General features: G+C 61.5%; 24 protein-coding genes and 1 pseudogene. 14 read left to right on the top strand and 11 right to left on the bottom strand.

The features are described 5' to 3' along the window. Positions 1–36 precede the first annotated feature (36 nt). The gene (locus AC07P1_RS30650) at positions 37–597 is read left to right on the top strand and encodes a flavodoxin (protein WP_494699376.1); all 561 of its coding nucleotides are present in this window, start codon (positions 37–39) and stop codon (positions 595–597) included. A gap of 50 nt (positions 598–647) precedes the next feature. On the opposite strand, the gene AC07P1_RS30645 is transcribed toward AC07P1_RS30650, so the two are convergent. The 6 genes from AC07P1_RS30645 to AC07P1_RS30620 all read right to left on the bottom strand — a co-directional run bounded on the left by AC07P1_RS30645 (position 648) and on the right by AC07P1_RS30620 (position 9,158). Then, entirely contained in the window at positions 648–1,544 is an 897-nt protein-coding gene (locus tag AC07P1_RS30645; protein ID WP_494699375.1) for a LysR family transcriptional regulator, read from the bottom strand. A gap of 83 nt (positions 1,545–1,627) precedes the next feature. Beyond that, positions 1,628–3,019: an efflux transporter outer membrane subunit gene (locus AC07P1_RS30640; RefSeq protein WP_494699443.1), complete on the bottom strand. Its 1,392-nt coding sequence runs from the start codon at positions 3,017–3,019 to the stop codon at positions 1,628–1,630. A gap of 41 nt (positions 3,020–3,060) precedes the next feature. Then, a complete protein-coding gene (locus AC07P1_RS30635; protein WP_494699374.1) occupies positions 3,061–4,206 on the bottom strand; it encodes an efflux RND transporter periplasmic adaptor subunit in 1,146 nt (381 codons plus the stop codon). Then, entirely contained in the window at positions 4,196–7,420 is a 3,225-nt protein-coding gene (locus AC07P1_RS30630; protein WP_494699373.1) for an efflux RND transporter permease subunit, read from the bottom strand. The genes AC07P1_RS30635 and AC07P1_RS30630 overlap by 11 nt, the downstream gene beginning before the upstream one ends. Positions 7,421–7,432: 12 nt before the next feature. Next, positions 7,433–8,350, bottom strand: a complete 918-nt coding sequence (locus AC07P1_RS30625) for a LysR family transcriptional regulator (protein ID WP_494699372.1) — start codon at positions 8,348–8,350, stop codon at positions 7,433–7,435. Between the two features lie 4 nt (positions 8,351–8,354). Beyond that, positions 8,355–9,158 (bottom strand): SDR family oxidoreductase, encoded by an 804-nt coding sequence (locus AC07P1_RS30620; RefSeq protein WP_494699371.1) that lies wholly within the window; start codon positions 9,156–9,158, stop codon positions 8,355–8,357. Positions 9,159–9,791: 633 nt separating this feature from the next. Between AC07P1_RS30620 and AC07P1_RS30615 the strand changes: the two genes are divergently transcribed. The 12 genes and pseudogenes from AC07P1_RS30615 (at position 9,792) to AC07P1_RS30560 (ending at position 19,194) form a co-directional block, all read left to right on the top strand. Next, on the top strand, positions 9,792–10,283 hold the full coding sequence (locus AC07P1_RS30615) for a (R)-mandelonitrile lyase (protein ID WP_494699370.1): 492 nt from the start codon (positions 9,792–9,794) through the stop codon (positions 10,281–10,283). Beyond that, positions 10,261–11,049 carry a carboxymuconolactone decarboxylase family protein gene (locus AC07P1_RS30610; RefSeq protein WP_494699369.1) on the top strand — a complete coding sequence of 263 codons (789 nt, stop codon included), beginning with the start codon at positions 10,261–10,263 and terminating at the stop codon, positions 11,047–11,049. The genes AC07P1_RS30615 and AC07P1_RS30610 overlap by 23 nt, the downstream gene beginning before the upstream one ends. Before the next feature lie 12 nt (positions 11,050–11,061). After that, the gene (gene paoA / locus AC07P1_RS30605) at positions 11,062–11,706 is read left to right on the top strand and encodes an aldehyde dehydrogenase iron-sulfur subunit PaoA (protein WP_494699368.1); all 645 of its coding nucleotides are present in this window, start codon (positions 11,062–11,064) and stop codon (positions 11,704–11,706) included. Then, positions 11,703–12,662, top strand: a complete 960-nt coding sequence (locus tag AC07P1_RS30600) for an FAD binding domain-containing protein (protein ID WP_494699367.1) — start codon at positions 11,703–11,705, stop codon at positions 12,660–12,662. Before paoA ends, AC07P1_RS30600 begins: the two co-directional genes overlap by 4 nt. Next, positions 12,659–13,102, top strand: a complete 444-nt coding sequence (locus AC07P1_RS30595; protein ID WP_494699366.1) for a hypothetical protein — start codon at positions 12,659–12,661, stop codon at positions 13,100–13,102. The genes AC07P1_RS30600 and AC07P1_RS30595 overlap by 4 nt, the downstream gene beginning before the upstream one ends. Continuing rightward, positions 12,984–15,185 (top strand): aldehyde oxidoreductase molybdenum-binding subunit PaoC, encoded by a 2,202-nt coding sequence (gene paoC / locus AC07P1_RS30590; RefSeq protein WP_494699365.1) that lies wholly within the window; start codon positions 12,984–12,986, stop codon positions 15,183–15,185. Before AC07P1_RS30595 ends, paoC begins: the two co-directional genes overlap by 119 nt. Before the next feature lie 352 nt (positions 15,186–15,537). Then, on the top strand, positions 15,538–15,663 hold the full coding sequence (locus AC07P1_RS30585) for a hypothetical protein (protein ID WP_494699364.1): 126 nt from the start codon (positions 15,538–15,540) through the stop codon (positions 15,661–15,663). Between the two features lie 11 nt (positions 15,664–15,674). After that, positions 15,675–16,502, top strand: coding sequence for an SDR family oxidoreductase (locus tag AC07P1_RS30580; RefSeq protein ID WP_494699363.1), 828 nt, complete (start codon positions 15,675–15,677; stop codon positions 16,500–16,502). 16 nt (positions 16,503–16,518) lie between these two features. After that, positions 16,519–17,244 (top strand): annotated as a pseudogene (locus AC07P1_RS30575) (alcohol dehydrogenase catalytic domain-containing protein). A 30-nt stretch (positions 17,245–17,274) separates the two neighbouring features. Beyond that, positions 17,275–17,697, top strand: a complete 423-nt coding sequence (locus tag AC07P1_RS30570; RefSeq protein WP_494699362.1) for a (R)-mandelonitrile lyase — start codon at positions 17,275–17,277, stop codon at positions 17,695–17,697. A 41-nt stretch (positions 17,698–17,738) separates the two neighbouring features. Next, positions 17,739–18,716, top strand: a complete 978-nt coding sequence (locus AC07P1_RS30565; protein WP_494699361.1) for an aldo/keto reductase — start codon at positions 17,739–17,741, stop codon at positions 18,714–18,716. 82 nt (positions 18,717–18,798) lie between these two features. After that, positions 18,799–19,194 carry a nuclear transport factor 2 family protein gene (locus AC07P1_RS30560; RefSeq protein WP_494699442.1) on the top strand — a complete coding sequence of 132 codons (396 nt, stop codon included), beginning with the start codon at positions 18,799–18,801 and terminating at the stop codon, positions 19,192–19,194. A gap of 303 nt (positions 19,195–19,497) precedes the next feature. Here AC07P1_RS30560 and tnpB read toward each other — a convergent pair whose 3' ends face one another. From tnpB to AC07P1_RS30535, 5 genes are all read right to left on the bottom strand, one after another. Beyond that, positions 19,498–19,677 carry an IS66 family insertion sequence element accessory protein TnpB gene (tnpB, locus tag AC07P1_RS30555; protein WP_494699360.1) on the bottom strand — a complete coding sequence of 60 codons (180 nt, stop codon included), beginning with the start codon at positions 19,675–19,677 and terminating at the stop codon, positions 19,498–19,500. Positions 19,678–19,869: 192 nt separating this feature from the next. Continuing rightward, positions 19,870–20,208, bottom strand: a complete 339-nt coding sequence (locus AC07P1_RS30550; RefSeq protein WP_494699359.1) for a hypothetical protein — start codon at positions 20,206–20,208, stop codon at positions 19,870–19,872. Beyond that, positions 20,208–20,372: a hypothetical protein gene (locus AC07P1_RS30545; protein ID WP_494699358.1), complete on the bottom strand. Its 165-nt coding sequence runs from the start codon at positions 20,370–20,372 to the stop codon at positions 20,208–20,210. The genes AC07P1_RS30550 and AC07P1_RS30545 overlap by 1 nt, the downstream gene beginning before the upstream one ends. Positions 20,373–20,428: 56 nt before the next feature. After that, positions 20,429–21,103: a hypothetical protein gene (locus AC07P1_RS30540; protein WP_494699357.1), complete on the bottom strand. Its 675-nt coding sequence runs from the start codon at positions 21,101–21,103 to the stop codon at positions 20,429–20,431. A gap of 103 nt (positions 21,104–21,206) precedes the next feature. Beyond that, positions 21,207–22,589, bottom strand: a complete 1,383-nt coding sequence (locus AC07P1_RS30535) for an aminotransferase (protein WP_494699356.1) — start codon at positions 22,587–22,589, stop codon at positions 21,207–21,209. A gap of 147 nt (positions 22,590–22,736) precedes the next feature. Between AC07P1_RS30535 and AC07P1_RS30530 the strand changes: the two genes are divergently transcribed. Further along, positions 22,737–23,453 carry an SDR family oxidoreductase gene (locus tag AC07P1_RS30530; protein ID WP_494699441.1) on the top strand — a complete coding sequence of 239 codons (717 nt, stop codon included), beginning with the start codon at positions 22,737–22,739 and terminating at the stop codon, positions 23,451–23,453. Positions 23,454–23,798 lie beyond the last annotated feature (345 nt).

The following is a 23,798-nucleotide window of genomic DNA, read 5'->3' as shown; positions in this document are numbered from 1 at the left end:
AACATGACCATCGACAATTCATCGCGCCGTATGTTGATGACGGCCATAGCGGCATTGCCTATGGGCGAGGCCGTCGCCGCCATCGCTGCCTATGCCGATGGCGCGACCGCCAAAAGTCGGCCGCGCACGCTGGTGGCGTTCCTATCGCGCTCGGGCAACACACGGGTGCTGGCGGGTGTGATCCACCGTGCCGAGCCTTCGGACCTGTACGAGATCCGCACCGGGCGGGCCTATCCCGACGACTATTTCGACACGGTGGAGCAGGCCCGCCAGGAGCGCGACAAGGGCTACCTGCCGGCGCTGTGCGACGGGCCGCCCAATACGGCGCAGTACGATAAGGTGTACCTCGGTTTTCCAGTCTGGGGCGAAACATTGCCGCCGCCGGTGCGCAGCTTCCTCTCGCAGATCCACCTGCAGGGCAAGATCGTGGTGCCGTTCATCACCCACGGCGGCTACGGTGTGGGGAAAAGCGCGGCCGACCTGGCCAAATGCGCTAAAGGGGCTGTGCTGAAACCGCCGCTGGTGATGGAGGCGGACCAGGAGCGGCGCACCACCACCGAGGTGTTGCAGTGGCTGGGGAGGCCGGTCCCGCGCTAGTCCAGGTGGCAAGACCTTTATCCCAACAAGCGGGAGGCGAGCTTGGCGCCTCAGGCCGATTGGTACCGTACGGCCTCAAGAAACAAGGCGAAAGCGGCCGAGGGATGGCGTCGGCTTGGATAGTAGAGCCGGTAGCCCGGATAGGCCGGGCACCAATCATCGAGCGCCCGCACCAACCGTCCGGAAGCCAGGTGCGCGGCGACCTGATCTTCCGGCACATACGCCAAGCCCAGGCCATCAAGGGCGGACAGGACACGCATGGCCAGGTTGTTGACCACCATTTGTCCATCTACCTTGACCTTCACTTCACGACCATCCTTTGCAAATTCCCAGGTAAAGATCGAGCCGTGCGTGGGCAAGCGCATGTTGATGCAATTATGGCGAGTCAGGTCGGCTGGGCTTTGCGGCGCTGGATGGCGCGCAAAATACGCGGGCGAGCCCACCACGGCCCAGCGCAAGTCGGGACCGATACGCACCGCGATCATGTCCTTGTCCACTTGGTCGCCTAGGCGCACCCCTGCGTCGAAACGCTCGGCAACGATGTCCGCCATGCGGTTCTCCGCGTGGATTTCCACATGGATGTCTGGATAAGTTGGCAGCAGCTTGTTCAATGCCGGCTGCAACACACTCAGCGCGGCGTGCTCACCGGCGCTTACCCGAATCGTGCCGGCTGGCAACAGACGACGTTCGCTGAGTGCTGCCAGTTCGGCCTCGATTTCCTCGCAGCGCGGGGCGACGGTTGTCATGATTTGCCGCCCCGCTTCGGTGGGAGAGACGCTGCGCGTTGTGCGGACCAACAGCGGTATCCCAAGGCGCTGCTCAAGGCTGCGCACGGTCTGGCTCAGTGCGGATTGCGATACACCGAGCTTGGCTGCGGCGCGCGTGAAGCTGCCTTCGCGCGCGACAGCGATGAACGCAAGGATGTCATTGAAGTTGGTTAGCGCCATGTTGTGATTGACCAGACGGTGCGATGAGAAGTAGCGGTAGCGGTTACTCTACCATGAGGGTGATCGCGGCTAGCGTTTCACGCTCATCCGGGTTCGCTCCACCCGCCCCCCAAGGCGCCTACCAGCTGCACCGCCGCCTGTCGCTGGCGGGCGGTCATCGTCACTTCGCTGCGACGGGCCTGCAGATAGGCCGTTTGCGCGGTGATGACCTCCAGATAGTTGGCCGCACCTTGTTGGTAACGTTGATCTGCCAGTGTCAGCGCACGCTGCGCAGCCCTGGCCGCCAGCGCGTCGGATTGGGCGGCTTGGCCGTAGCGTTTCAAAAGAGCAAGCTGGTCTTCCACCTGCTGGAAAGCCGCCAGCACCGCGCCACGGTAACGTTGGCCAGCCTCGCCCAAAGCTGCCTCCTCGCCGGCGATCTGCGCGTTACGTTTTCCGCCATCGAAAACGGTCATCGCCAGCGCCGGACCCAACGCCCAATAAAGATTAGGCATGCTGGCAAACCTGCTCAAGTCGCTGGTCTGGAAGCCGCCTGTGGCACCCAGCGTGAGTGACGGAAAGAAGGCTGTACGCGCGATACCAACCCTGTGTCCGGCGGCCGCTACCCTTAGTCGCGCCGCGGCAATGTCGGGCCGTCGTACCAGCAATTGCGACGGCACGCCAGCCGGCACTTGCGGGGTGACACCGGATGTCAGGTCGACCGTCAACTGGAAAGTGGACGCATTGGCTCCCACCAGCGCCGCCATAGCATGCGACAGCACGGAGCGTTGCGCGACCAGTTGCTGCAGCTGAGAACGGCTCGTTTCCAGTTGGCTTTCGGCTCGAGCCCGATCCAGTCCCGAGGCGACGCCGCCAGCGTGCCTACGGGCAATCAGGTCCTCCTCGCGTTGGTACGCCTTTTCCGTGTCCCGCAACACGGCAATTTCGGCATCTATACCGCGGACTGCAAAGAATGTATCGGCCAGTCGCGTCTGTAGCGACAACCGCGCGGCGTCTAGATCGGCACTGGCAGCGCGTTCGAGCGCCTCACCCGCGCTCACCTGCTGCCGTACGCGTCCCCACAGGTCGATCTCGTAATCGAACTCAATGCCCAAGGTCGCGCTGTTGTAGATGCTTGGCGATGTGGCACCGCGTAAAGGCCGCAGGTCGGACTGGCGGTCGCGTTGGACGTTAAGCGCCGCACCCACGGTGGGTGCCTGCGCTGCACGTAAGATGTCTGTGGCGGCACGCGCGCCCTGATAGCGCGCTAGTGCGCTAGCAAGGTCTGGACTGTTGTCGAGCAATTGCTGTTGTAATCCGTCCAGAACGACATCCCGGAACTGACGCCACCAGGCGCGGTCTTGCAATGGCACGGCGATGGCCGTGTTTTCGTCCGCTTCTGCAAAGGCGCTGGCTGGCGCCGCCAGGGACGGCGGTGTCACAGGCATTTGGCCACAGCCTATGAGGGCGAGCGCTAAGCCTGCTGGCCAAACCATCGCGCCCAGCTGGAGGAAAAGCGGCAAGCGGCGCGGCGGCTTCACAGAGCACCCTTACGTTCGCCGGCGATGCGCACAGTGTCGTCAGTGGTGATCCCATCTGGGGGATTGCCGATTACGCGGTCGGTGCCGGCGATGCCGCTTGCCAGCTCGATCACGTTGCCAAGATCGCGTGCGATCGTCACTTGTTTAAGCTGGACCCGGTCCCCGGCACCAACCACGGCCACCTGCGTACCACGTCGATTGATGATCACTGCGCTTGGTGTGACGCTGAGGGCACCGGCGGATGCCGGCGTGCCGAAGCGCACGCTTGCATAGCCTCCGGGCAGCAATTCCGCGCTGTCATTGCGCACAGTTAGTTGTACAAGCATGGTGCCCGACGCTGCGTTGATCGCTTTTGCCAGCGATTGTACGGTGGCGGTATACGTCTTGCCCGGACGTTCAGGCACAACCAGTTGCGCGCTGCTGCCAACCGCAATGCCGGCCACTTGGCGCTGTGGCACGTTGACATACACACGCAAGCGGCGGATATCGGACACCACGAACAGCTCGCGCCCAGCGTCACCGCCAACATTGATCAACGCTCCCACGTCGGTATTGCGCGCGGTGACCACGCCGTCGAAGGGCGCCACTAGCCGCGTGTAGCGCTGTAGCGCCTGCACCCGCTCAACGTTTGCCTGCAGCGCTTTGGCCACGGACTGCTTGGCAGCGAGGTCGCCGGCCTTTTCATCGGCCTCTTGCCGCGATACCGCGTCCGCTTCCAAAAGCCCTTGCCACCGGGCAGCCGTGCTCCCGGCCAGCGTCAGGTTGCTGCGTGCGGTGGCCAGCTCGGCCTTGGCTTGCAGCAATTGTTGGTCGAGGTCGGGTGTTTCCACTTCGGCCAGTACCTGACCCACCTTGACAGTGCCGCCAATATCGACACGCCAGCTCTTGAGATATCCACTGATGCGTGAGTAGATAGGGGCGCGTGCCCATGGCTCCACCCGGGCAGGCAACTGCAGCGGCGCGCCGTCCAGCTTGCCCGGCATCTGGACAGACACGATCGGCATGTTATCGGTCTTACTCGCTTTTAGTTGCCCAGCCTGTGTGCGACGGCCAAGCAATCCTGCTGTTACCAGCGCGGCGGCCAGCACCACTAGGCCGACGCCTAGCAGCTTGTGGGAACGTTGTTGAGGCTTAGTTGGCATGATAGATGGCTCCGGTAATAGGTTGTGGCGACGACGGTGTCGGCGATGGTGGCAATGGCGATGGTGCGGGGCGCTGTTTGCGGTCGTGGACAAGGCTGAACACCACGGGCACGAACAGCAACGTGGCGACGGTGGCGAAAATCAAGCCGCCGATCACGGCGCGACCCAGCGGTGCGTTTTGTTCGCCGCCTTCACCCATGCCCAGTGCCATCGGCAACATGCCGATGATCATCGACAGCGCTGTCATCAGTACCGGTCGGAACCGCACGAAGCCCGCTTCCAGCGCGGCGGCGCTAGCGTCGCCAAGCTCGGCTAGGCGCTCTCGTGCAAAGGAAATGACAAGCACGCTATTGGCCGTGGCCACACCCATGCACATGATGGCTCCGGTCAATGCCGGTACCGACAGGGTGGTGTTGGTGGCAAACAACATCCAGACGATGCCGGCCAATGCCGCAGGTAGCGCCGAAATAATCACCGCAGGATCGATCCACGACTGGAAATTCACCACGATCAGCAGGTAGATCAGCACCACCGCGCCCAGCAGGCCAAACAGCAGGCCCGAGAATGCCCTTTCCATGGTCTTGACCTGGCCCAGCATCTGTATTGTCGAGCCCTTCGGCACCTCGGCAGCGGTTTCGGTAAGTACCTTGTTGATGTCTGCGGCCACCGCGCCCAGATCGCGATCCTGTGTCGTTGCGTAGATCTGGACCATTTGCTGTACATCGTATTGGCTGATTAGTGCAGGACTGGAGCTGCGTTGAAAGCTTGCGATACTGCCCAACGTCGTGTCAGAAGCCGTCACACCGTTACCCACCGGCAGGTTGGACAGCGCCGCGAGGGAGTCGAGTTGTGTCTGCGGCGTCTGCATGACGATCGGATAGCTCACGCCGTTGGTGGGGTTGAGCCAGAACGTGGGCGCCACTTGGCTGCTGCCGGCCAAGTTGACCACCATGCTGTTCGTAATGTCGCGCGTGGTGAGCCCCAGCAACTGGGCCTGGGTGCGATCGAGCTCGACCTTAAACACGGGGGCCTTGTCTGATTGCTGAATACGAGCGTCCGCCACGCCGGGAACGGCACGGATGCGCTTAAGCAGTGCCTGGCCATAGGCATAGTTGCCTTCGACATTGTTGCCTCGGATCTGCACATCGATCGGTGCCGGCGCCCCGAAGTTCAGGATCTGGCTGACGATGTCTGCCGGGGGGAATGAGAACGTGGTGTCCGGGAACTGCTTGGGAAGTTCTGCGCGCAGTTGGCGGATGTATTCGGCCGTGGGCGCATGGCCCTCGCGCAGCGCGATCTGGAAGTCCCCGTCCTGCGATCCCATCACTCCCGTGTTGTTGTAGGTGAGGTTAATGGAGCTGGGCGGCAAGCCTATATTGTCCACCAGCGTGGTAATTTCTTCGGCCGGGATGATGCGGCGGATCGCTTTTTCAATCTGGGAAAAACGCACCGCCGTTTCTTCCACCCGCGTTCCCACCGGGACACGCGCATGCATTAGCACTTGGCCCGAGTCGACTGAGGGAAAAAAATTACTGCCGATGAAAGGCAGGAACCCGAACGACAGGATCACCACGGCCATGAAGCCGATCAAGAAAGTCTTGCGTTGCGCCACGGCTGCTTCCAATACACCTTTGTAGCCAGCGCGCAGACGTTCGAAGCGCGCTTCGAAACCGCGCTGGAAACGGGCTAGAGGGTGGGACGACAGCACCGAGCCATCGCCATGCACTGCGTGGGCTTTCAACAGATAGTTGGCCATGGTGGGTACCAGCGTACGCGACAAGATAAACGAGCAGATCATCGCGAAAATTACGGCCTCGGCCATTGGCACGAACAGGAAGCGCGATACGCCTTCGAGGAAGAACATCGGAATGAAGACGATGCATATGCACAGAAGCGACACGAACGCGGGACCGACAATCTGCCTTGCGCCGTCGAGGATACTATCCTCCACGCCCTTGCCCTGTTCCAGGTGCCAGTTTATGTTTTCGATGGTCACGGTCGCGTCATCGACCAGAATGCCTACGGCCAGCGCCAGGCCGCCCAGCGTCATCAGGTTGAGCGTTTCGCCGATCGCCGACAGCGCGATGATGGAACCCAGTATGGACAGTGGTATTGAGACCGCGATGATGATGGTGGAGCGCCAACTGCCAAGGAACAGCAGGATCATGATGCTAGTGAGCACGGCAGCTATCGCGCCTTCGAGCGCAACGCCCTTGATGGCGGCACGTACGAATACCGACTGGTCGTTAATTGGCGTGACTTTCAGCGCCTCGGGCCACCCGGCCTTGAGTGTATCGAGCTTGGCACGGACGCCGTCCACAATCGCCAGCGTGGATGCGCTCCCGTTCTTCAGTACCGACATCAGCACCGAACGCCCGCCGTCCACGTGCACGATATTGGTCTGCGGCGCGTTGCCGTCGTGGACTTCTGCCACGTCGCGCAGATAGATGGTGATGCCGCCCACTACTTTTACCGGCAGACGTTCGAGGTCGGCGATGGCCGACGGCGCACTGTTCAGTTGAAGCGTGTACTCGAGGTTGTCGATTTTTTGCGTACCGACCGGCACCAGCACGTTTTGCGAAGCCAATGCAGTCGCGATATCCTGTGCCGACAAACCGCGCGCCTGCAATGCGGCCGGGTTAACGTCGATCTGCACTTGCCGTTGTTTGCCGCCGTAAGGCAGGGGAATAGCCGCGCCGGCGACCGTCACCAGCGGCGTGCGCACCGTGTTCAGACCCAAGTCATACAGGTTCTGTTCCGATAGTCCAGCCCCTGACAGCGCCAGTTGAAGGATCGGTACGGTGGCGGCGTTATAGTTGAGAATCAGGGGCGGGGTGGTACCGGCCGGCATCTGGCGCAGCACCACCTGCGACACCGCCGTCACCTGGGCGTTTGCGGTGGCCACCGAGACGCCGGGCTGGAAAAAGATCTTGACCACGCTGATGCCGGGATAGGTGTTGGCCTCGATATGTTCGATGTCGTTGACGGCCGTGGTCAACACGCGCTGAAATAGCGTGGAAATACGCCCGGCCATCTGGTCCGGCGGCAGGCCCGTGTACTGCCAAGCCACGGCGATCACCGGCATGCGGATCTCGGGAAAGATATCGGTGGGGGTGCGGGTGGCCGCCAAAGGACCGACGATGAGTAGTAGGAAGGCCATCACGACGAACGTGTAGGGGCGTCGCAACGCGGTGCTGACAATGCTAATGAACACTTGGAACTCCCTTTATTGATTGGATAGTGCTACGACGGGCTCGGCGGAAAAACGCAATGCTTCTACGAGCAACGACAGCGCCGACGATGGCTTTCGGTTTGGGTAGTAGGCGTGGTAGCCGGGAAAGGAAGCACACCAGTCATCCAATACGCGCGTCAAGTTGCCCTCGGCCAAGTGCTCGGCCACCATGTCTTCGGGTAAGAATGCCAGGCCGAACCCCGCAAGTGCGGCGCGCAAGCGTGGCACGCTACTGTTGAATGTCAGTTGGCCGTCCACTCGGATGCTGAGCGATTGCTGGTCCTTCGAGAACTGCCATGCATAGATACTGTCGTACGTCGGAAGGCGGAGGTTGATGCAGTCATGGTCAGCGAGATCCTGTGGTACCTGCGGGACAGGGTGCCGGGAAAAATACCCTGGCGCACCGACCACCGCCATTTTCAGGTCAGGGCCGATGCGCACTGCAACCATATCCTTGGCCACTTGTTCACCTAGGCGAATGCCCATGTCGAAGCGGTCGGCGACGATGTCGCCCATGCCGTAATCGACGATGATTTCGACTTTGATGTCCGGATAGGCAATTAGGAATTTGCTGAGTTTCGGCCACAATACGCTGTTGGCCGCATGTTCTGCGGTGGTGATACGCACCGTACCTGCCGGGCGCTCCCGTCGATCGCCTAACAGCGCCATTTCCACTTCAATCTCGTCGAAGCGCGGCCCCACACTGAGCAGCAGGCGTTCGCCTGCCTCGGTCGGTGCAACGCTGCGGGTAGTGCGCGTAAGCAAGCTCACGCCCAGTCGATTTTCCAGCAGACGGATAGTGTGGCTCAGTGCGGATTGCGAAACCCCCATCTGAGCAGCTGCGCGAGTAAAGCTCCCCATGCGCGCCACAGCCACGAACGCTACCAGATCATTGAAGTTAGGACGGGACATGGCATCAGGCGCGCAGTGCTAACGCTCGCTCGCGCGCAGTCTGTAATGTCGCCAATACCTCGGATGGTTCGTCGTCGAGTGGCATGTTCGGGAGGTCCTGCACCGCGTCCAACGCATCGACAGCATCCGCCTTCAATGGCAACAGAATCGTGTCCAGGTCGCGCTGGGCGTCACCTTGCTCCGCCACCAATTCAAACGTTTTGCTCAGGGCGGCTTCGGACTCCAGGCTGTGCACCAGCACACGAGCGATTTGCAACCTTGCCACCGCGCCATCACTCGCGTCACCGGCGTGACGCCGGTCGCCTTGTAGCATCACCAGCCTGTGTTGGTCCTCATTGTTGTAATCAAACCATCCAGGACGGACAATGGTGTACGGCAGGCCGCTGGCGCGCACCAAACGCTCGGACCGGCGTTTCCAATCGTGGACTTGGGTGGACCGATTGTAGTCGCCGTCGCGGTTGGTCACCCCAATGGAAGTCATCAAAACTATGCGTACGGAAAGACCTCTTAGTGCCAGCAATACATTGCGCACGCCCTCGTAATCGACTTGTTTGGCACCGGTTTTGCCAAGGCCATCCGACCCAAGAGTAAAGACTATCGCATCGATGCCTTTTATGGCAATGGCGAGGCTGGCCGGATCGGTCACGTCGCCACCCACCGTTTCCACCGCCGCGGCGAAGCGGGCCTGCGTCGGGCTGCGGGTGAGGGCTCGTACGGTGTGGCCACGGCGCACCGATTCGGCGACCGCGAATCGTCCGATGCTGCCAGTGGCGCCGACAAACAATACTGTCAAAGCACGATGTTTCACGTTCAGCTCCCTGGGTCATTTTCAATGCGTCGAATGTAACATCGCACTCCCAGCGGATAAACGGTGAAATACGGTATGGCCCTATAAGCTTGACTCATGAATGTGCGGCCTCTGAATCGGCTCATTGGAGTTTTTTCTCATAGGCGCTTGCCGCATTTAGAGACTAATCTCCTGGCAAGAAATTCCTTACAATGTCGAGCAAACTAGCGCACTGCCGGCTGGAGCCCATCCGGTAAAGGAGCAACCATGGAACTGAAACGTGTGGGATCGTAACTCTCGGGGAGGGGGGGGCGGCTGGACCCGGTGCGATGGCGGTCCCATCACCGAGATCCGCGCCGGTCACGTGATCTGATACCCACCCAGCCACAAGCATTGGCATGGCGCCTCGCCTAAGACGTCGATGACGCATCTCGCCATTCAGGAAGCGCTGGATGGCGTCAACGTCGTTTGGCTGAAGTTGGTCATGGACGAGCAATATTCGGTTGGTCTGTCTGTCGATGGTGGCGCTCACAGCTGCTGATTGATGAGCTATGCTAATAAGCCCATGCGATTTTTCGCTCTAGCAGCACGATAGCGCACCGGCTACATTGAGCTTTTGCAAGCCGTCAGTGCTCGATTGGAAGGAAATCACGCATGCTTACACGTCTCTGGCGCACGCTTCCCCTCGCGGTGGTACTGCTTCCCGGCTTGGCTCAGGCACAGCAAGCAGCTGCTCTGGCGCCGGTACAGCGCATAACAAGGTCGGGCGCCGTGGCCGCTTTCGCCGGCCCGACCGAGAATTTTACGGGCCGGGTGCGGGTCGATCCGCTCACAGCTGCCAACGAGTCGATTAATGCGTCTACCGCCTACGTGACGTTCGAGCCAGGCGCGCGGTCGGCCTGGCATACGCATCCGCAGGGCCAATACCTCGTTGTGACCGCCGGTGCCGGCCTCACCCAGGAATGGGGGAAATCGCTGCAGCAGCTGAGCGCCGGCGACGTGGTGTGGTGCCCGCCGGGCGTCAAACACTGGCACGGCGCCGCGCCCACCACCGCGCTCACCCATATCGCGATCACCGGCAGCCAAGGGGGCAAGAGCGTCCACTGGGAGGAAAGGGTGAGTGATGAACAATACCAGTCCCGCTGATACTTCAACTTCAGCTAAAGCCAGCGCGGCCCTTTTGTCCACGGTGTTGGCCGCGTTGCTGACACTTGCCCCCGAAGCGCACGCTGGCGCCGCGCAACCAGAGAAAGCTTCCATGCAAACCAACATCGCCACATCCCAGCTTTCGGCCAAGCAGCACGCAATCGGTCCGATTGCCGCCTTTGCCTCCGCCGGCGACTTGGTGCGTCTGGCCAGCGCGCTCGACAGCGGCCTCGACGCCGGCCTATCCGTGGGCGACTGCAAGGAAATCCTGGTGCAGATGTATGCCTACGCCGGTTTCCCGCGCAGCCTAAATGCGCTGGGTGTGCTGATGAAAACCGTCGACGCGCGCAAGCAGCGCGGCATCAACGACCCACAGGGCGACGGTCCCGGTCCGATTCCCGTTGGAGACGAGCTGCTGGCTGTGGGCACCGCCAACCAAACCAAGCTGACAGGCGCGCCGGTCAAGAGCCCTATCTTCGACTTTGCGCCCGCCATCGACCAGTATCTGAAAACTCATTTGTTCGGCGATATTTTTGCCCGCACAAACCTCGACTGGCAAAGCCGCGAACTGGCCACTGTGGCCGCACTGGCCGCCCTGAACGGCGTGGAGCCGCAACTGCTGTCGCACGTGCGCGTAAGCCTGCATCAAGGGCTCACGCACCAGCAACTACGACAGTTTGCCGATGTGCTGGCCGAACGTGTAGGCCTTGAGGCCGCTCAGCGTGCACGTAGCGCGCTCGATCAACAATCACCTGCCAACCAATAAAGGGAGCGACGCATGGACAATTTCAGTGAACTCAAACTCACCCGGCGAGATGTACTGAAAGTTGGCGCCGCTTCCGCCACCGCCGCCGTGGTACCGTCGCTGGCCGGCGCCAAATCGCCCGCAGCCGCTACGGCTTCGCCACCGGTGCTGGCCAAGATAGTACTGACTATCAATGGACAGCGCCACCAGTTGGAGGTGGACATCCGCACCTCCTTGCTCGACGTGCTGCGCGAAAACCTGCATCTGACCGGCACCAAGAAGGGCTGCGACCATGGCCAGTGCGGCGCCTGCACCATCATGCTCGACGGCAGTCGCATCAATTCCTGCCTGACGTTGGCCGTGATGCACGATGGCGCCGCGATCACCACGATCGAGGGCCTCGGCACGCCCGACAAGCTGCACCCGATGCAGGCCGCGTTCGTCAAACACGATGGCTTCCAGTGCGGCTACTGTACCCCTGGCCAGATCTGCTCCGCCGTGGCCGTGCTCGATGAAATCAAGCAGGGCATTCCGAGCCACGTCAGCGACAGCCTGATCAATCGTCCGCTAATGTCGGCCGACGAAATCCGCGAACGCATGAGCGGCAATATTTGTCGCTGCGGCGCGTATTCCAACATCCTCGACGCTATCATCGAAGTAGCCGGAGCTGCGGCATGAAGGCCTTTACCTACCAGCGCGCAGCAACCCCGGCGGCGGCGGCCGAAGCGTGCGCCCGCACCCCAGGCGCCCGCTTCATCGCCGGTGGCACCAACCTGCTCGACCTGATGAAGCTGGAAATAGAAATCCCTGCCCACCTGATCGACGTCAACGGCATAGGCTTCGACAAGATCGAAGCCACGGAAGAGGGTGGCTTGCGCATCGGCGCGCTAGTGCGTAACACCCATTTGGCGGCCGATGCCCGCGTACGGAGAGATTACGGTGTGCTGTCGCGCGCGCTGTTGTCTGGCGCGTCCGGCCAGTTACGCAACAAGGCCACCACCGCCGGCAACCTATTGCAACGCACGCGCTGCGCGTATTTTTACGACACTAACCAGCCATGCAACAAGCGCATCCCGGGGAGCGGCTGTTCGGCCATTGGTGGGGTAAACCGCCAGCACGCGGTGATCGGCGCCAGCGGCGCCTGCATCGCCACCCATCCGAGCGACATGGCCGTGGCCATGCGCCTGCTGGACGTCACCGTGGAAACCGTGCGCTCAAGCGGCGCCCGACGCGTTATTCCGATTGCCGACTTCCATCGACTGCCGGGCGACACGCCGCATCTCGATACGGTGCTAGAACCCGGAGAGCTGATAACAGCGGTGGTACTGCCACCCCCCTTGGGCGGCCTGCACATCTACCGCAAAGTGCGCGACCGCGCTTCGTATGCATTCGCGCTGGTGTCGGTGGCGGCGGTGATTCAACCGGACGGCACTGGTCGCGTCGCCCTGGGCGGCGTGGCGCATAAGCCATGGCGCGTCGAGGCGGCTGAGGCCCGGCTGCCGCAGGGCGCCAAGGCGATGGCCGGCGCCTTGCTGGAGGGCGCCGAACCGACCGAGCAGAACGCGTTCAAGGTCAAACTGGTCGAGCGCACTTTAAGCGCGGTATTGGCTGCCGCGAAAAAGGGCGGCGCATGAAATTTACCACCCCTGCCGCCGCCAACCCGATCGATCAACTGAAGGTGATCGGCAAGCCGCTCGACCACCGCGCAGGCTATTTCGTCAACCACGATCTTACCGGTTACGAGGTCCCGGTACATGCCGACATCCCCCGTCAGGAGGTGATTTTCCTGGACGAAACTGACCCGATGTCTTCCCCGGTGAAGGCTAAGGGCGTGGGCGAACTGGGGCCGTGCGGCGCGGGCGCGGCAATGGCCAACGCTATCTACAACGCCGCGGGCGCGACTATCCGATCACGCTCGATAAACTGCTGTCCCAACTTCCAAGGCAAGGCTAACGATGAAATTCGACACCCCTGCAATACGCAATCCGATCGACCGTTTAAAAGTGGTCGGCAAAGCCACCACGCGCATCGACGGTCCCCTCAAAACAACCGGTATGGCGCCTTACGCCTATGAGCACCGTGACGCGGCTAAAGGTGCTGCGTACGGTTACGTGTTGGGTGCCAGCATTGCCAAGGGTCGCATCGTGGCCATCGATCTAGCCGCAGCCCGCGCGGCGCCCGGTGTGCTGGCGATTATCACAGCCGAGGACGCGGGCAGGCTGGACGTTGGCGGCTTTTACGTGTCCCGTGCGTTGGCAGGCCCCGAGGTGGCGCACTATCACCAGGCGGTGGCGCTCGTGGTCGCGGAAACGTTCGAACAGGCGCGTGCGGCCGCCGCTCTGGTGCGGGCGCGCTATACCGTCACGGCGGGTGCCTTTGACCTCCACACGGAAAAGGACAAGCTGCCCAAGGTTAAGCTCGACCCTAAATTGTCGTCGTCTGTCGGTGACTTCGACGGCGCCTTCGCGCGTGCGGAAGTCACGCTCGACGCTATGTACACCACGCCAGACCAGTCACATGCAATGTTGGAACCGCATGCGACAATCGCCGCGTGGAACGGCGATAAACTCACCCTGCACACGGCGATCCAGCTGGTAGGCTGGGGCGTGCGAGACATAGCCAAGATCCTCGGCATCCCCAAGGAAAATGTACGTATCGTAGCGCCGTACATCGGCGGCGGCTTCGGCGGCAAGGGTTCCGTCCTCAGCGACGCGGTGCTGGCTGCGCTGGCGGCCAAGCGCGTTGGACGGCCGGTGAAGGTGACGTTGCAGCGCCCCCTCATGTTCAACAACACCACGCACCGGGCGGCCACGATCCAGCGCATTCGCTTGGGAGCCACCCGTGCGGGCAAGCTGACGGCGATTGGCCACGAAAGTTGGTCCGGCAATCTCGGTGACCGGCCAGAGACGTCCACCGCGCCTACTCGCCTGCTGTATGCGGGTGCGAACCGCATGACGCGGTTGCAAGTAGCGCACCTGGACCTGCCCGAAGCGAGCGCAATGCGTGCACCGGGCGAAATGCCAGGCATGATGGCGCTGGAAATCGCCATGGACGAACTGGCAGAGAAGGTGGGCGTGGACCCTGTAGCCTTGCGGGTAATGAACGACACCCAGGTCGATCCGGAGTCGCCTGGCAAGCCCTACTCGCAGCGGCAACTGGTGGCGTGCCTGGAACGCGGAGCCGAGCAATTCGGCTGGAACCGGCGGAGCTCCAAGCCGGCCACCCGGCGCGAAGGTCGCTGGCTGATCGGCTTGGGCATGGCCTCCGCTATTCGGGGCGCGCCGGTGATCAAATCGGCTGCACGGGTTCGCTTAAGTAAGGACGGCAGGCTGACAGTGGAAACCGACATGACCGATATCGGCACGGGCACTTACACCATCTTGGCGCAAACGGCAGCGGAAATGCTGGGCGTGGAGCTGGACAAGGTGGACGTGCTTCTGGGTGATTCGCGCTTCCCGCAGGGCGCAGGTTCGGGCGGCCAGTTTGGGGCGGCGTCATCGACGGCAGGGGTGTACGCGGCGTGCGTCAAATTGCGCGAGCAGGTAACGGCTCGCCTGGGCTTATCCGACGTCGACGTCGAATTTTCCAACGGCCGCGTGCGCGCCGGCGGCAACAGCCGTCCGCTGAAAGACGCGGTGGAGATGGGCGAGCTGACGGGCGAGGATGCGATGGAGTACGGAGACCTATCCAAAAAATACGCTCAACAGACCTTTGGCGCGCATTTCGTGGAAGTGGCGGTGGACGCCGATACAGGCGAAATTCGCATCCGTCGCATGCTGGCAGTGTGCGCTGCCGGGCGCATCCTTAACCCCATGGCGGCGCGCAGCCAGGTCATCGGTTCGATGACCATGGGCGCCGGCGCGGCGTTGATTGAGGACCTCGTGGTGGACAAGCGCGCCGGCTTTTTTGTCAATCACGACCTGGCCGGCTACGAGGTGCCGGTTCACGCCGACATCCCCCACCAGGAAGTGGTGTTTCTCGACGAAGTGGACGCTACGGCCGGGCCGCTCAAGGCTAAGGGAGTAGGGGAGCTGGGGATCACCGGTGTGCCTGCGGCGATTGCCAACGCCGTATATAACGCCACGGGCGTGCGCGTGCGCGATTACCCAATCACGCTTGATAAGTTGTTGATGCAACTGCCACACTTACCCAGCTAGCAAGCAGATGGGATGCAGCGCGCATTTAGACGGTCGAGGAGTGAATTCACGCGAATACCAAGGGCGTGAGCGAATGGAACGGTCAGCGATGAACAAAATCAATTGCGTTAAACCGCCGCGTGCCGGTCGCCTGCTGATTGCGCTGGGCCTCGTTCTGATGCAGGCGCCATCGCTGACCTCCGCAACAGAACTAATCAAGGAGCAAGCTTCGATACGTACGTAGCAAACCTTGCCCCGGTCGTCAGGCGATTGGGGCTGTCGCCGCTTTTGCTGCCAATGGCCATATCGAAAAACTAAAAGTCGCGCTTCGCTACGGCCTGGACGCGTTGATGCGGTGCAGTCGCATGTGCGCGTGAGCATGAATGTAGGCATCGGCGAGCAGCAGTTGCGGCAATTCATAAAGGTGCTGGAGACGCAAGTGGACGCCGTCACGGCGCAGCGCGCGCAGGCAGCGCTTGAAAAATCATTGATCAAATAAGGAGCTTCACCATGACTGACGTTATCGTTGTTATCGGACCTGGCTCGATCGGCCAGGCCATTGCCAGGCGGATTGGCGCCGGCAAGAAACTGCTGCTGGCGGATTTACGCGAGGAAAACGCCATCGCCGCTGCCAAGACATTGAGCGAGGCGGGATTCGACGTGCAAACCACCACGGTCGACATCGTTTCGCGCGCCTCGGTCAGCGCGCTGGTAGCTTTGGCCACGTCGCTGGGAGCCGTCAAGGGGTTGGTGCATGCGGCGGGCGTCTCGCCCACGCAGGCGACGCCGGAGACCATCCTCAAAGTGGACCTGTATGGTACGGCGGTGATCCTGGAAGAGTTCGGCAGCGTGATCGCGCCGGGCGGCGCCGCTGTGGTAATCGCCTCGCAATCCGGCCACCGCTTGCCGGGCTTGTCGACCGAGCAGAACGAAGCGTTGGCGACCATGCCGGCCGAAGCCCTGCTGACGCTGCCGATGCTGCAGCCGGAACAGGTCAAGGATTCTTTGCACGCCTATCAGATCTCCAAGCGCTGCAACTCGCTGCGCGTCATGGCCGAGGCTGTTCGCTGGGGCAAGCGGGGCGCGCGCGTCAACACAATCAGCCCCGGCATCATCATCACGCCGCTGGCCAAAGACGAACTTTCCGGTCCGCGCGGCGATGGCTACCGCCGGATGATCGATGCGTCGGCCGCTGGCCGCGCCGGCACACCCGACGAAGTAGGCAACGTGGCCGCGCTGCTGATGGGGGCCGACGGCGCCTTCGTCACCGGCAGCGATTTTCTCATGGATGGCGGCGTGACCGCCGCTTACTGGTACGGCGATTTAAAGCCGCAATGAACATAAAGGAACAACGATGAAAACCACCGGCTACGCGGCTACGACCCTTAGAAACCGTTGGCGCCATACGAGTTTGAGCGGAGCGCATTGCGCGCCAACGATGTGGCGATGGAGATACTCTATTGCGGTGTTTGCCATTCGGATCGGCACACCGCCCGCAACGCCTGAGGGGGGCGCTATTCCCCCATCGTGCCGGGCCACGAGATCATCGGCCGGGTGCTCGAAGTGGGCGCTGATGTGTCGCGCCACAAGGTCGGCGATCATGTCGCGGTTAGTTGCATGGTGGATAGTTGCCAGCATTGTGACCAGTGCCATCGCGGCGAGGAGCAGCTTTACCGCGAAGGCTATACTCGCACCTACGCCAGCAAGGACCGCATCAGTGGCGAGAACACCCAAGGCGGCTATTCCAAACATCTGGTGGTGCGCGAGGAGTTTTGCCTGCGCATGCCGAAAGGGCTCGATTTGTCGAAGGCGCCGCCGTTGCTGTGCGCGGGGAGGGGGCGCGGTACAGAGCACCTTGCCGCTGTGGCTGGGACGCCGTCGCGTCGCCGGTTCGCCTATCGGCGGCATCCGCGAAACTCTGGAAATGGTGGATTTCTGTGCGCGCAAGAATATCCTGCCGGACTGCGAAACGATCAACATGGACAAGATCAACGAGGCCTACGAGCGCATGGAGCGCGCCGATGTCCGTTACCGTTTTGTGATCGACATGGCGTCGCTGCGGGTGCCTGGCGTGCTTTAACTCTCCGATATGTAAATCGAAAGGATTTCCATGGAACTCAAGCGTGTAGGCAGCATGCCTTCAACCAAGGGGCCGGAGGCGTGTTTTACCGGCCAAGTGCGAATCGAAATGTTGAGCACGCCGCCGGCGCCGGCACGCACCTCTTGCGGTAGCGTGACCTTTGAGCCGGGTGCGCGATCGGTTTGGCATACCCATCCTCTGGGCCAGACTCTGATTGTCACGGCCGGCTGCGGCTGGACCCAATGCGAAGGCGAAGCCAAAGTTGAAATTCGCGCTGGCGACGTGATCTGGTGCCCGCCCGGCCACAAGCACTGGCATGGCGCCACGGCGACCACCGCGATGACGCATATCGCGGTGACGGAAGCGCTCGACGGCGTGGCCGTGATTTGGATGGAAAAAGTCACGGAGGACGATTATTTAGGTCCTTTGGGCGAGCATAAACACACGCATTAAGCGTGGCAAAGTACACAAACTCAACATTATGGGAGTAACTGATGCAACAGCGTGAACTTGGAAGAAGCGGCTTGAAGGTTTCCATGATCGGCCTCGGCTGCATGGGACTTAGCTATGGTTATGGTCCGGCCGCCGATCGTGAGGCCGCAATCAAGTTGATCCGTACAGCCGCCGAGAAGGGAGTGACTTTCTTCGATACGGCGGAGGCATATGCCTCAAACGAAGAGGTCGTGGGCGAGGCACTGGCGCCATTTCGTGATCAGGTTTTGATCGCGACTAAATTTGGCTTCCGCAATGGCGACGTGAACGAAGGCCTTGACAGCCGTCCCGAACGTATTCGTCAGGTGGCGGAGGCGTCGCTCAAGCATTTGAAGACGGATTGCATCGACCTATTCTACCAACACAGGACCGATCCGAACGTGCCGATCGAAGACGTCGCTGGCACCGTGGGGGAATTAATCCGTGAAGGAAAGGTCAAATATTTTGGTCTGTCGGAAGCCGGCGCAGACACGATCCGCCGCGCCCATGCGGTCCAACCAGTAGCGGCTCTGCAAAGCGAATACTCGATGTGGTGGCGCGAGCCGGAAGCGGAAATTTTTCCGTTGCTTGAAGAGCTGGGCATCGGCTTCGTCCCGTTCAGCCCTCTGGGCAAAGGTTTCCTGACCGGCGCGATTAACGCGTCTACTCAATTCGACCCAACTGATTTTCGTAATACAGTGCCGCGCTTCACCCCGGATGCGCGCGAGACGAACCAGGTATTGGTCGAACTGCTTGGGCATATCGCCGGCGCGAGGGGCACAACTCCGGCTCAGGTTGCATTGTCTTGGCTGCTTGCCAAGAGACCTTGGATAGTTCCGATTCCCGGCACGACGAAGCTGCATCGGCTCGAAGAAAATCTCGGCGCCGCCTCGCTTCAACTAACGACGGACGAGATGGCGGCTCTGGCCCAGGCTTTGTCGACGATTACTGTGCATGGCGCCCGGTATTCAGCTGATCGGCAAAAATTGTTTGGCAAGTAATGCCATCTGCATTTAACGGAGCGCGTGGACCGGACATGGCAGATAAGGAACAGGAGTCGAACCATGCGGCAGTCGTGAGGTAATTCAAAACTACCATCGCGCCATTATCGAGGCTGACCCGGCCAAGCTCGCCGGCCTCGTCGATCGTCAGTTCTCGCTTACGCACATCACAGGCTACGTCCAACCGCGAGACGAATGGTTTCACGTCATCCGCACTGGCCAGTTCGATTACCACCAGATCGACATCGATGAAGTGGCAGTGCTCCTCGATGTAGACATCGCCAATGTGACGGGCAGCGGAACCTTCAATGCCCCCATCAACGGCACTCACGCGCCTGGGCGCACTCAACGAGATGCAACGGTGGGCAAAGGATGTCTGTCAGGTAGGCTCGGTCAGTGGCGACATAGTGCAAGTCCGTCTCGGCCGTCGCGCTGGTTAGTCCGTTTAAACGGGCGGCGGCTATACAGTCGTTCATGACGCCTTCGTAACTGGGGCCCGAAGACACCACTTGGCGGGTTACCTTTGGAAATGCCGCGAAAGTTCTCGGCCCCGTCGTTTTCGTAAACCGCGATCACCGCCTCCGGCGTGGCAACGTCCTGCTCTGCTTCATTGAACAGGCATCCTTGGACGCCGTATTTCTCGCTCGACGGCGCGAAACGGATGCATGACCGCGACTTTACCAAAACAAATTCCGTTTCTGGGTGTACGTTATCGGCATGTTTGGGAAAATATTTTCAGCATAGTGCGCGCCGCCATCGGCTAATGGGCCACCGCGTTCTGTTAGCGCGGGCCGTCGATCAGCCAGCGCAACTGGCGCGCCGTAACCACCAGCGCCTGCGTGTCCGCATCGTCCCGCAGCCAGTGGAACTTGCCCTGTTCCAGCCGGCGGCAATGCAACCAGAAGCCGTTGATGTCCCAATGTAAGATCTTGAGCCGGTCGCGTTCCCGGTTGCAAAACACGAGCCAGTGCGGGGTCGACCGGATCGAGCCCTAGCGTCTCTGCCACCACCGGCGCCAGACCGTTGATCGATTTGCGCATATCGTGGTGGCTGGTGGCTGGTGGCTGGCGGCTAGGTATGGCATGGCCGGGGCATCTGCGGCAGCAAAGCTTGGGTCTTGCCCAAGAAGGGTGAAGACGGAAAGATGCGTACCCTACCTGGAGGTAGGATCGGAAAAGAATAGGCCGAGTTTTAGTTTTGCCTCAAGGATTTCCGCTTCACGGCGGGCAGCGATGGATCGCTGTACGCGTTCAGCATGATGGTTCCCGCCGCTGGCAGCGAGATACGGATCGCTTCGCTTGATGGCGCCGCCAAGCTGCTGGGCAAGCCGATAAGTTCGCTCACCTTGCTCGGACACGCCGGCGCGCCCTTGCGCTGGAAGCAGGAAAATGACTCCCTCGTCATCACTTCCCCAGGGAATTCCGTTCGCCACCGCGGCTGGCTTTTTTAGCATCAGGTAGGGATGGGAATCGGGCATGCCGAGGGGAATCATCAACGGCTCGTCGATACAACTTGGAGAGCCTTGCGCAGCGCGGCGCGCGTCTTCTGGTCGGTGCGGCCAGCATCGAGTGCCGCGTGCAACTGGCAGGCGAACCTGAAGCCGAGTTTATCCGTCACTTGCTTGACGAACGATTGAGCGGCTGGGGATTTAGGCATGGTGGTTTCTCCTTAAGGGGGGCAATCGTAATGTTGGCGCGGATTGGCGACACGGCTCAATGCAGCATGCACTGGCGCGGCCCGTCAAGTGGCGCGAATTGCCAGGCGCCGGATTCCGGGACGAAGAGGGCGTATTCTCCAGTGGCGCCGACGCTGGTCCACGCTTGGCGGTATTGCTTCAATGCGACGATATGGGCTTTGCCGAGCGCTTCGGCGGCGCACCGGGCCAGCGCCAAGTCGGACCAGCGCTCAAGTGAATGGACTTGCTCGGGATAGTTGTTCCCGCCGATACGTTCCCACCATTCATGTATGAAGGACAGCACTTCGGCGTTGATATGCAGTTGCGAGATGCCGTGCAGGGAGTGGTGCATGTCGAATTGGATCGGCAATAGCGGCGTGATCAGAGTTTGGTCTTCATCGAGCAGCAAGTCTTGGGTGTCGGAAGCAACGAAGCCAAGCGCCAGCATGAGCCGGCGCTCCGATTCTGGCATCGGCGCCATCACACGCGCCAAGTCGAGGCGTTCCAGCCGCTCGCGGCGCCAGCCATGCATACCCGCTATCGCCAGCCGTTGGCAGTAGATCTCGGCGTCGAGCGCCGACGCAAAAGTGAGGACCCCGCCCTGGCCGTGCAAGTCGATATGGAAGGTTTGGTTACGCAGGCCCGTTTCGGGATCCAGGGACACGGCATGCACCAGGCCCCATAGCGGAAATGTCGAGTCGGTCTGTTGCAAAATGGATCTCCCGGGGGTTTTTTATGCGGTGTCCATCATGAGTGTCGGACGCGGGGAGACGGTTCCATGACCCTTGGGCGGTCGGGAAGATATCCCTCGGCCATCACATTTTCAGCGCCCTGGCGGTATCGTCGAGCGCGGAGCCCAGCTTGTCGATAAGCTCATCGATCTGCTCGAATGTGGTCACCAGTGGGGGGGCGATGATGACCCGCGCGTTCGTGGTACGCACGATTAAGCCGTGTTCCTGGGCCCTGCGCATGCAGTACAAGCCGACCGCATTTTCGTTGGCAAAGCGCTGTTTGGTTTCCTTGGACGGCGCCAACTGCAGCGCCGCGACGGCGCCCGCGCCCTGGATCTCGGCGACCAGCACATGCTCAGAGAATGCCTCCCGCAGGCGCTGTTGCAGGTAGGGGCCAAGGATGCGGTTGACGTGATCAACCACGCCGCCTTCGTCCAGCAATCGCAATGTCGCCACCGCCACCGCTGCCGCCACCGGATGGCCCTGGTAAGTCAGCCCGTGGGCGAACAGGCCGCCGCATTCGGCAAGCGTGTCGGCGATGCGGGTCGACAGCACCAGGCCACCCATCGGCACGTAACCCGAGGTCAGGCCCTTGGCGATGGTCAGTACGTCCGGCTCGAAGCCGAAATATTCATGGGCGAACCAGTGCCCGGTGCGGCCGAAGCCACCGATGACCTCGTCGGCGCACAGCAGCACATCGTATTTGTCGCAAATCCGTTGTATCTCCGGCCAGTAGCTCGACGGTGGAAAAATCATCCCGCCAGCGCCCTGGAACGGCTCGGCCACGAAGGCGCCGACCTTGTCGGCCCCTAGTGCCAGAATCTTCTTTTCCAGCTCGCCCGCGGCGCGCAGGCCGAATTCCTGTTCCGTCAACGGGCCCTGATAGCCGAACCAGTACGGTTCGGCGATGTGGTGGACATCCGCCAGCATGGTGTCACCCAGCTCGTGCATCACTTTCATGCCGCCCAGCGAAGCGCTGCCGACCGTGGCGCCGTGGTAGCCGTTATGGCGTCCGATCAGCACCCTTTTCTCCGGTCGGCCGGCCAACTGCCAATAGCGGCGCACCAGCTTGACCAGGATGTCGTTGGCTTCCGAGCCGGAATTGGTATAGAGGATACGGCCGTAGCGTGGCGGCAGCAGCTCGAACAGCTTGGCGGACAGCTCCGAGACGGCGGGATGGGCGGTGTTGAAGAATTGGCTGCAATAGGAGAGCGCTTCCATTTGGGCCGCGGCGGCCGCCACCAATTCAGGCCGGCCGTAGCCGAGGGCCGTGCACCATAGACCCGATAGGCCGTCGAGGAAACGTTTGCCGCTGTCGTCCCAGACATGCACGCCTTTCCCGCGCACGATGACGCGGGCATCCTCCGGCTTGAGGAACTTATGGTCTTCGAACGGCAACAAATGTCGCGCGAGGTGGATTTGCCGGTAATCTTTTTGCGCCAGTGCGTGGCCTACGATATCGTTCATGGGCTTTCCTTTTTTGAGGCGGCTGTCGTTGATGATGAGGCGGCGGCCGGTTGCCGGAGCCGCCAGCAGGAGTACTTCCCGGTAAGTGGCATGGATGCCGGCGTGGTTCCATGGCGGCGCGGCCGCCGTTTCAGAGAAAGGATTGAGATGAAAGCAATTGTGAGCGGCCACAGCCGTGGTTTGGGGGCGGCCATCGCCGCCGAGCTGCTGAAGCGTGACATCCCCGTCATGGGCCTGGCGCGAGAGCGCAACGACGCCCTGCAATCCGGGTTTCCCGGTTTATTGACGCAGCACCAGATCAACCTGGCGGACAACGCCGCGTTGCTCCGATGGTTGGCGGGGACGGCGTTGCTGGATTTCTTCGCCACGGACGACAGCGTCCTGCTGATCAACAACGCCGGCACCGTTCATCCCGTCGGCGCGCTCGGTCAATTGGCGGCGACCGCCATTGCCGATGCAGTCGCGCTGAATGTCGGCGCGCCGTTGCTGCTGGCGTCGGCGGTCGCGGCACATGGTTGCCGCCAACGACGTATCCTCCATCTGTCCAGTGGCGCCGGCCGCGACGCCTATCCCGGCTGGGCCATCTATGGCGCCACCAAGGCGGCGTTGGATCATCATGCCCGCGCCGCCGCCCAGGACCGAAGCGCCGGCTTGTACATTTGCAGCATGGCGCCGGGCGTGATCGACACGGACATGCAGGCCGAACTGCGCGCCGTCGCCCCGGAACGCTTTCCGTTGCGCGAAAACTTCCATTACATGCATCGCCGCGGCCAGTTGTCTACGCCGGCGTCCTGCGCGGCGCAACTGGTCGATTTTGTCTTGGCGCCGGGCTTTGGCGCCGCGCCGACGGCGTCGCTGGGTTGAAACGCGGCTCCCGCCAAGCGGCGGTCCGGCGGCGCGGCATGGGATGACGGCGCAGCGTGGCGGATGGGAGGCGCCCAGCATGAAATTTCTTCTTGTGGTGTATCGTTTAGCGATATATAGTCTTGTCTGCTGATACGGCATGCAAGAGACGTCAAGCGATGGCAAGTATGAACGGCGCTCATCTGGAGGCGGTGACGCTGGCCGGATGACTGTTCAAGCGATACGATCTACTTTGAAAGTGTTTGCGACGAAAATGAAAAAACGATGAGCGGAGCGTGGCGATGGTTGAGATGCTGGTGAGGCGTGCGCTGCAAAGCGTGCTGGTGGTGTTTGTGATGTCGATCC

Source organism: Duganella sp. GW821-FHT07F09 (assembly GCF_059418705.1).
This window is presented reverse-complemented; position numbering and strand designations above follow the sequence as displayed.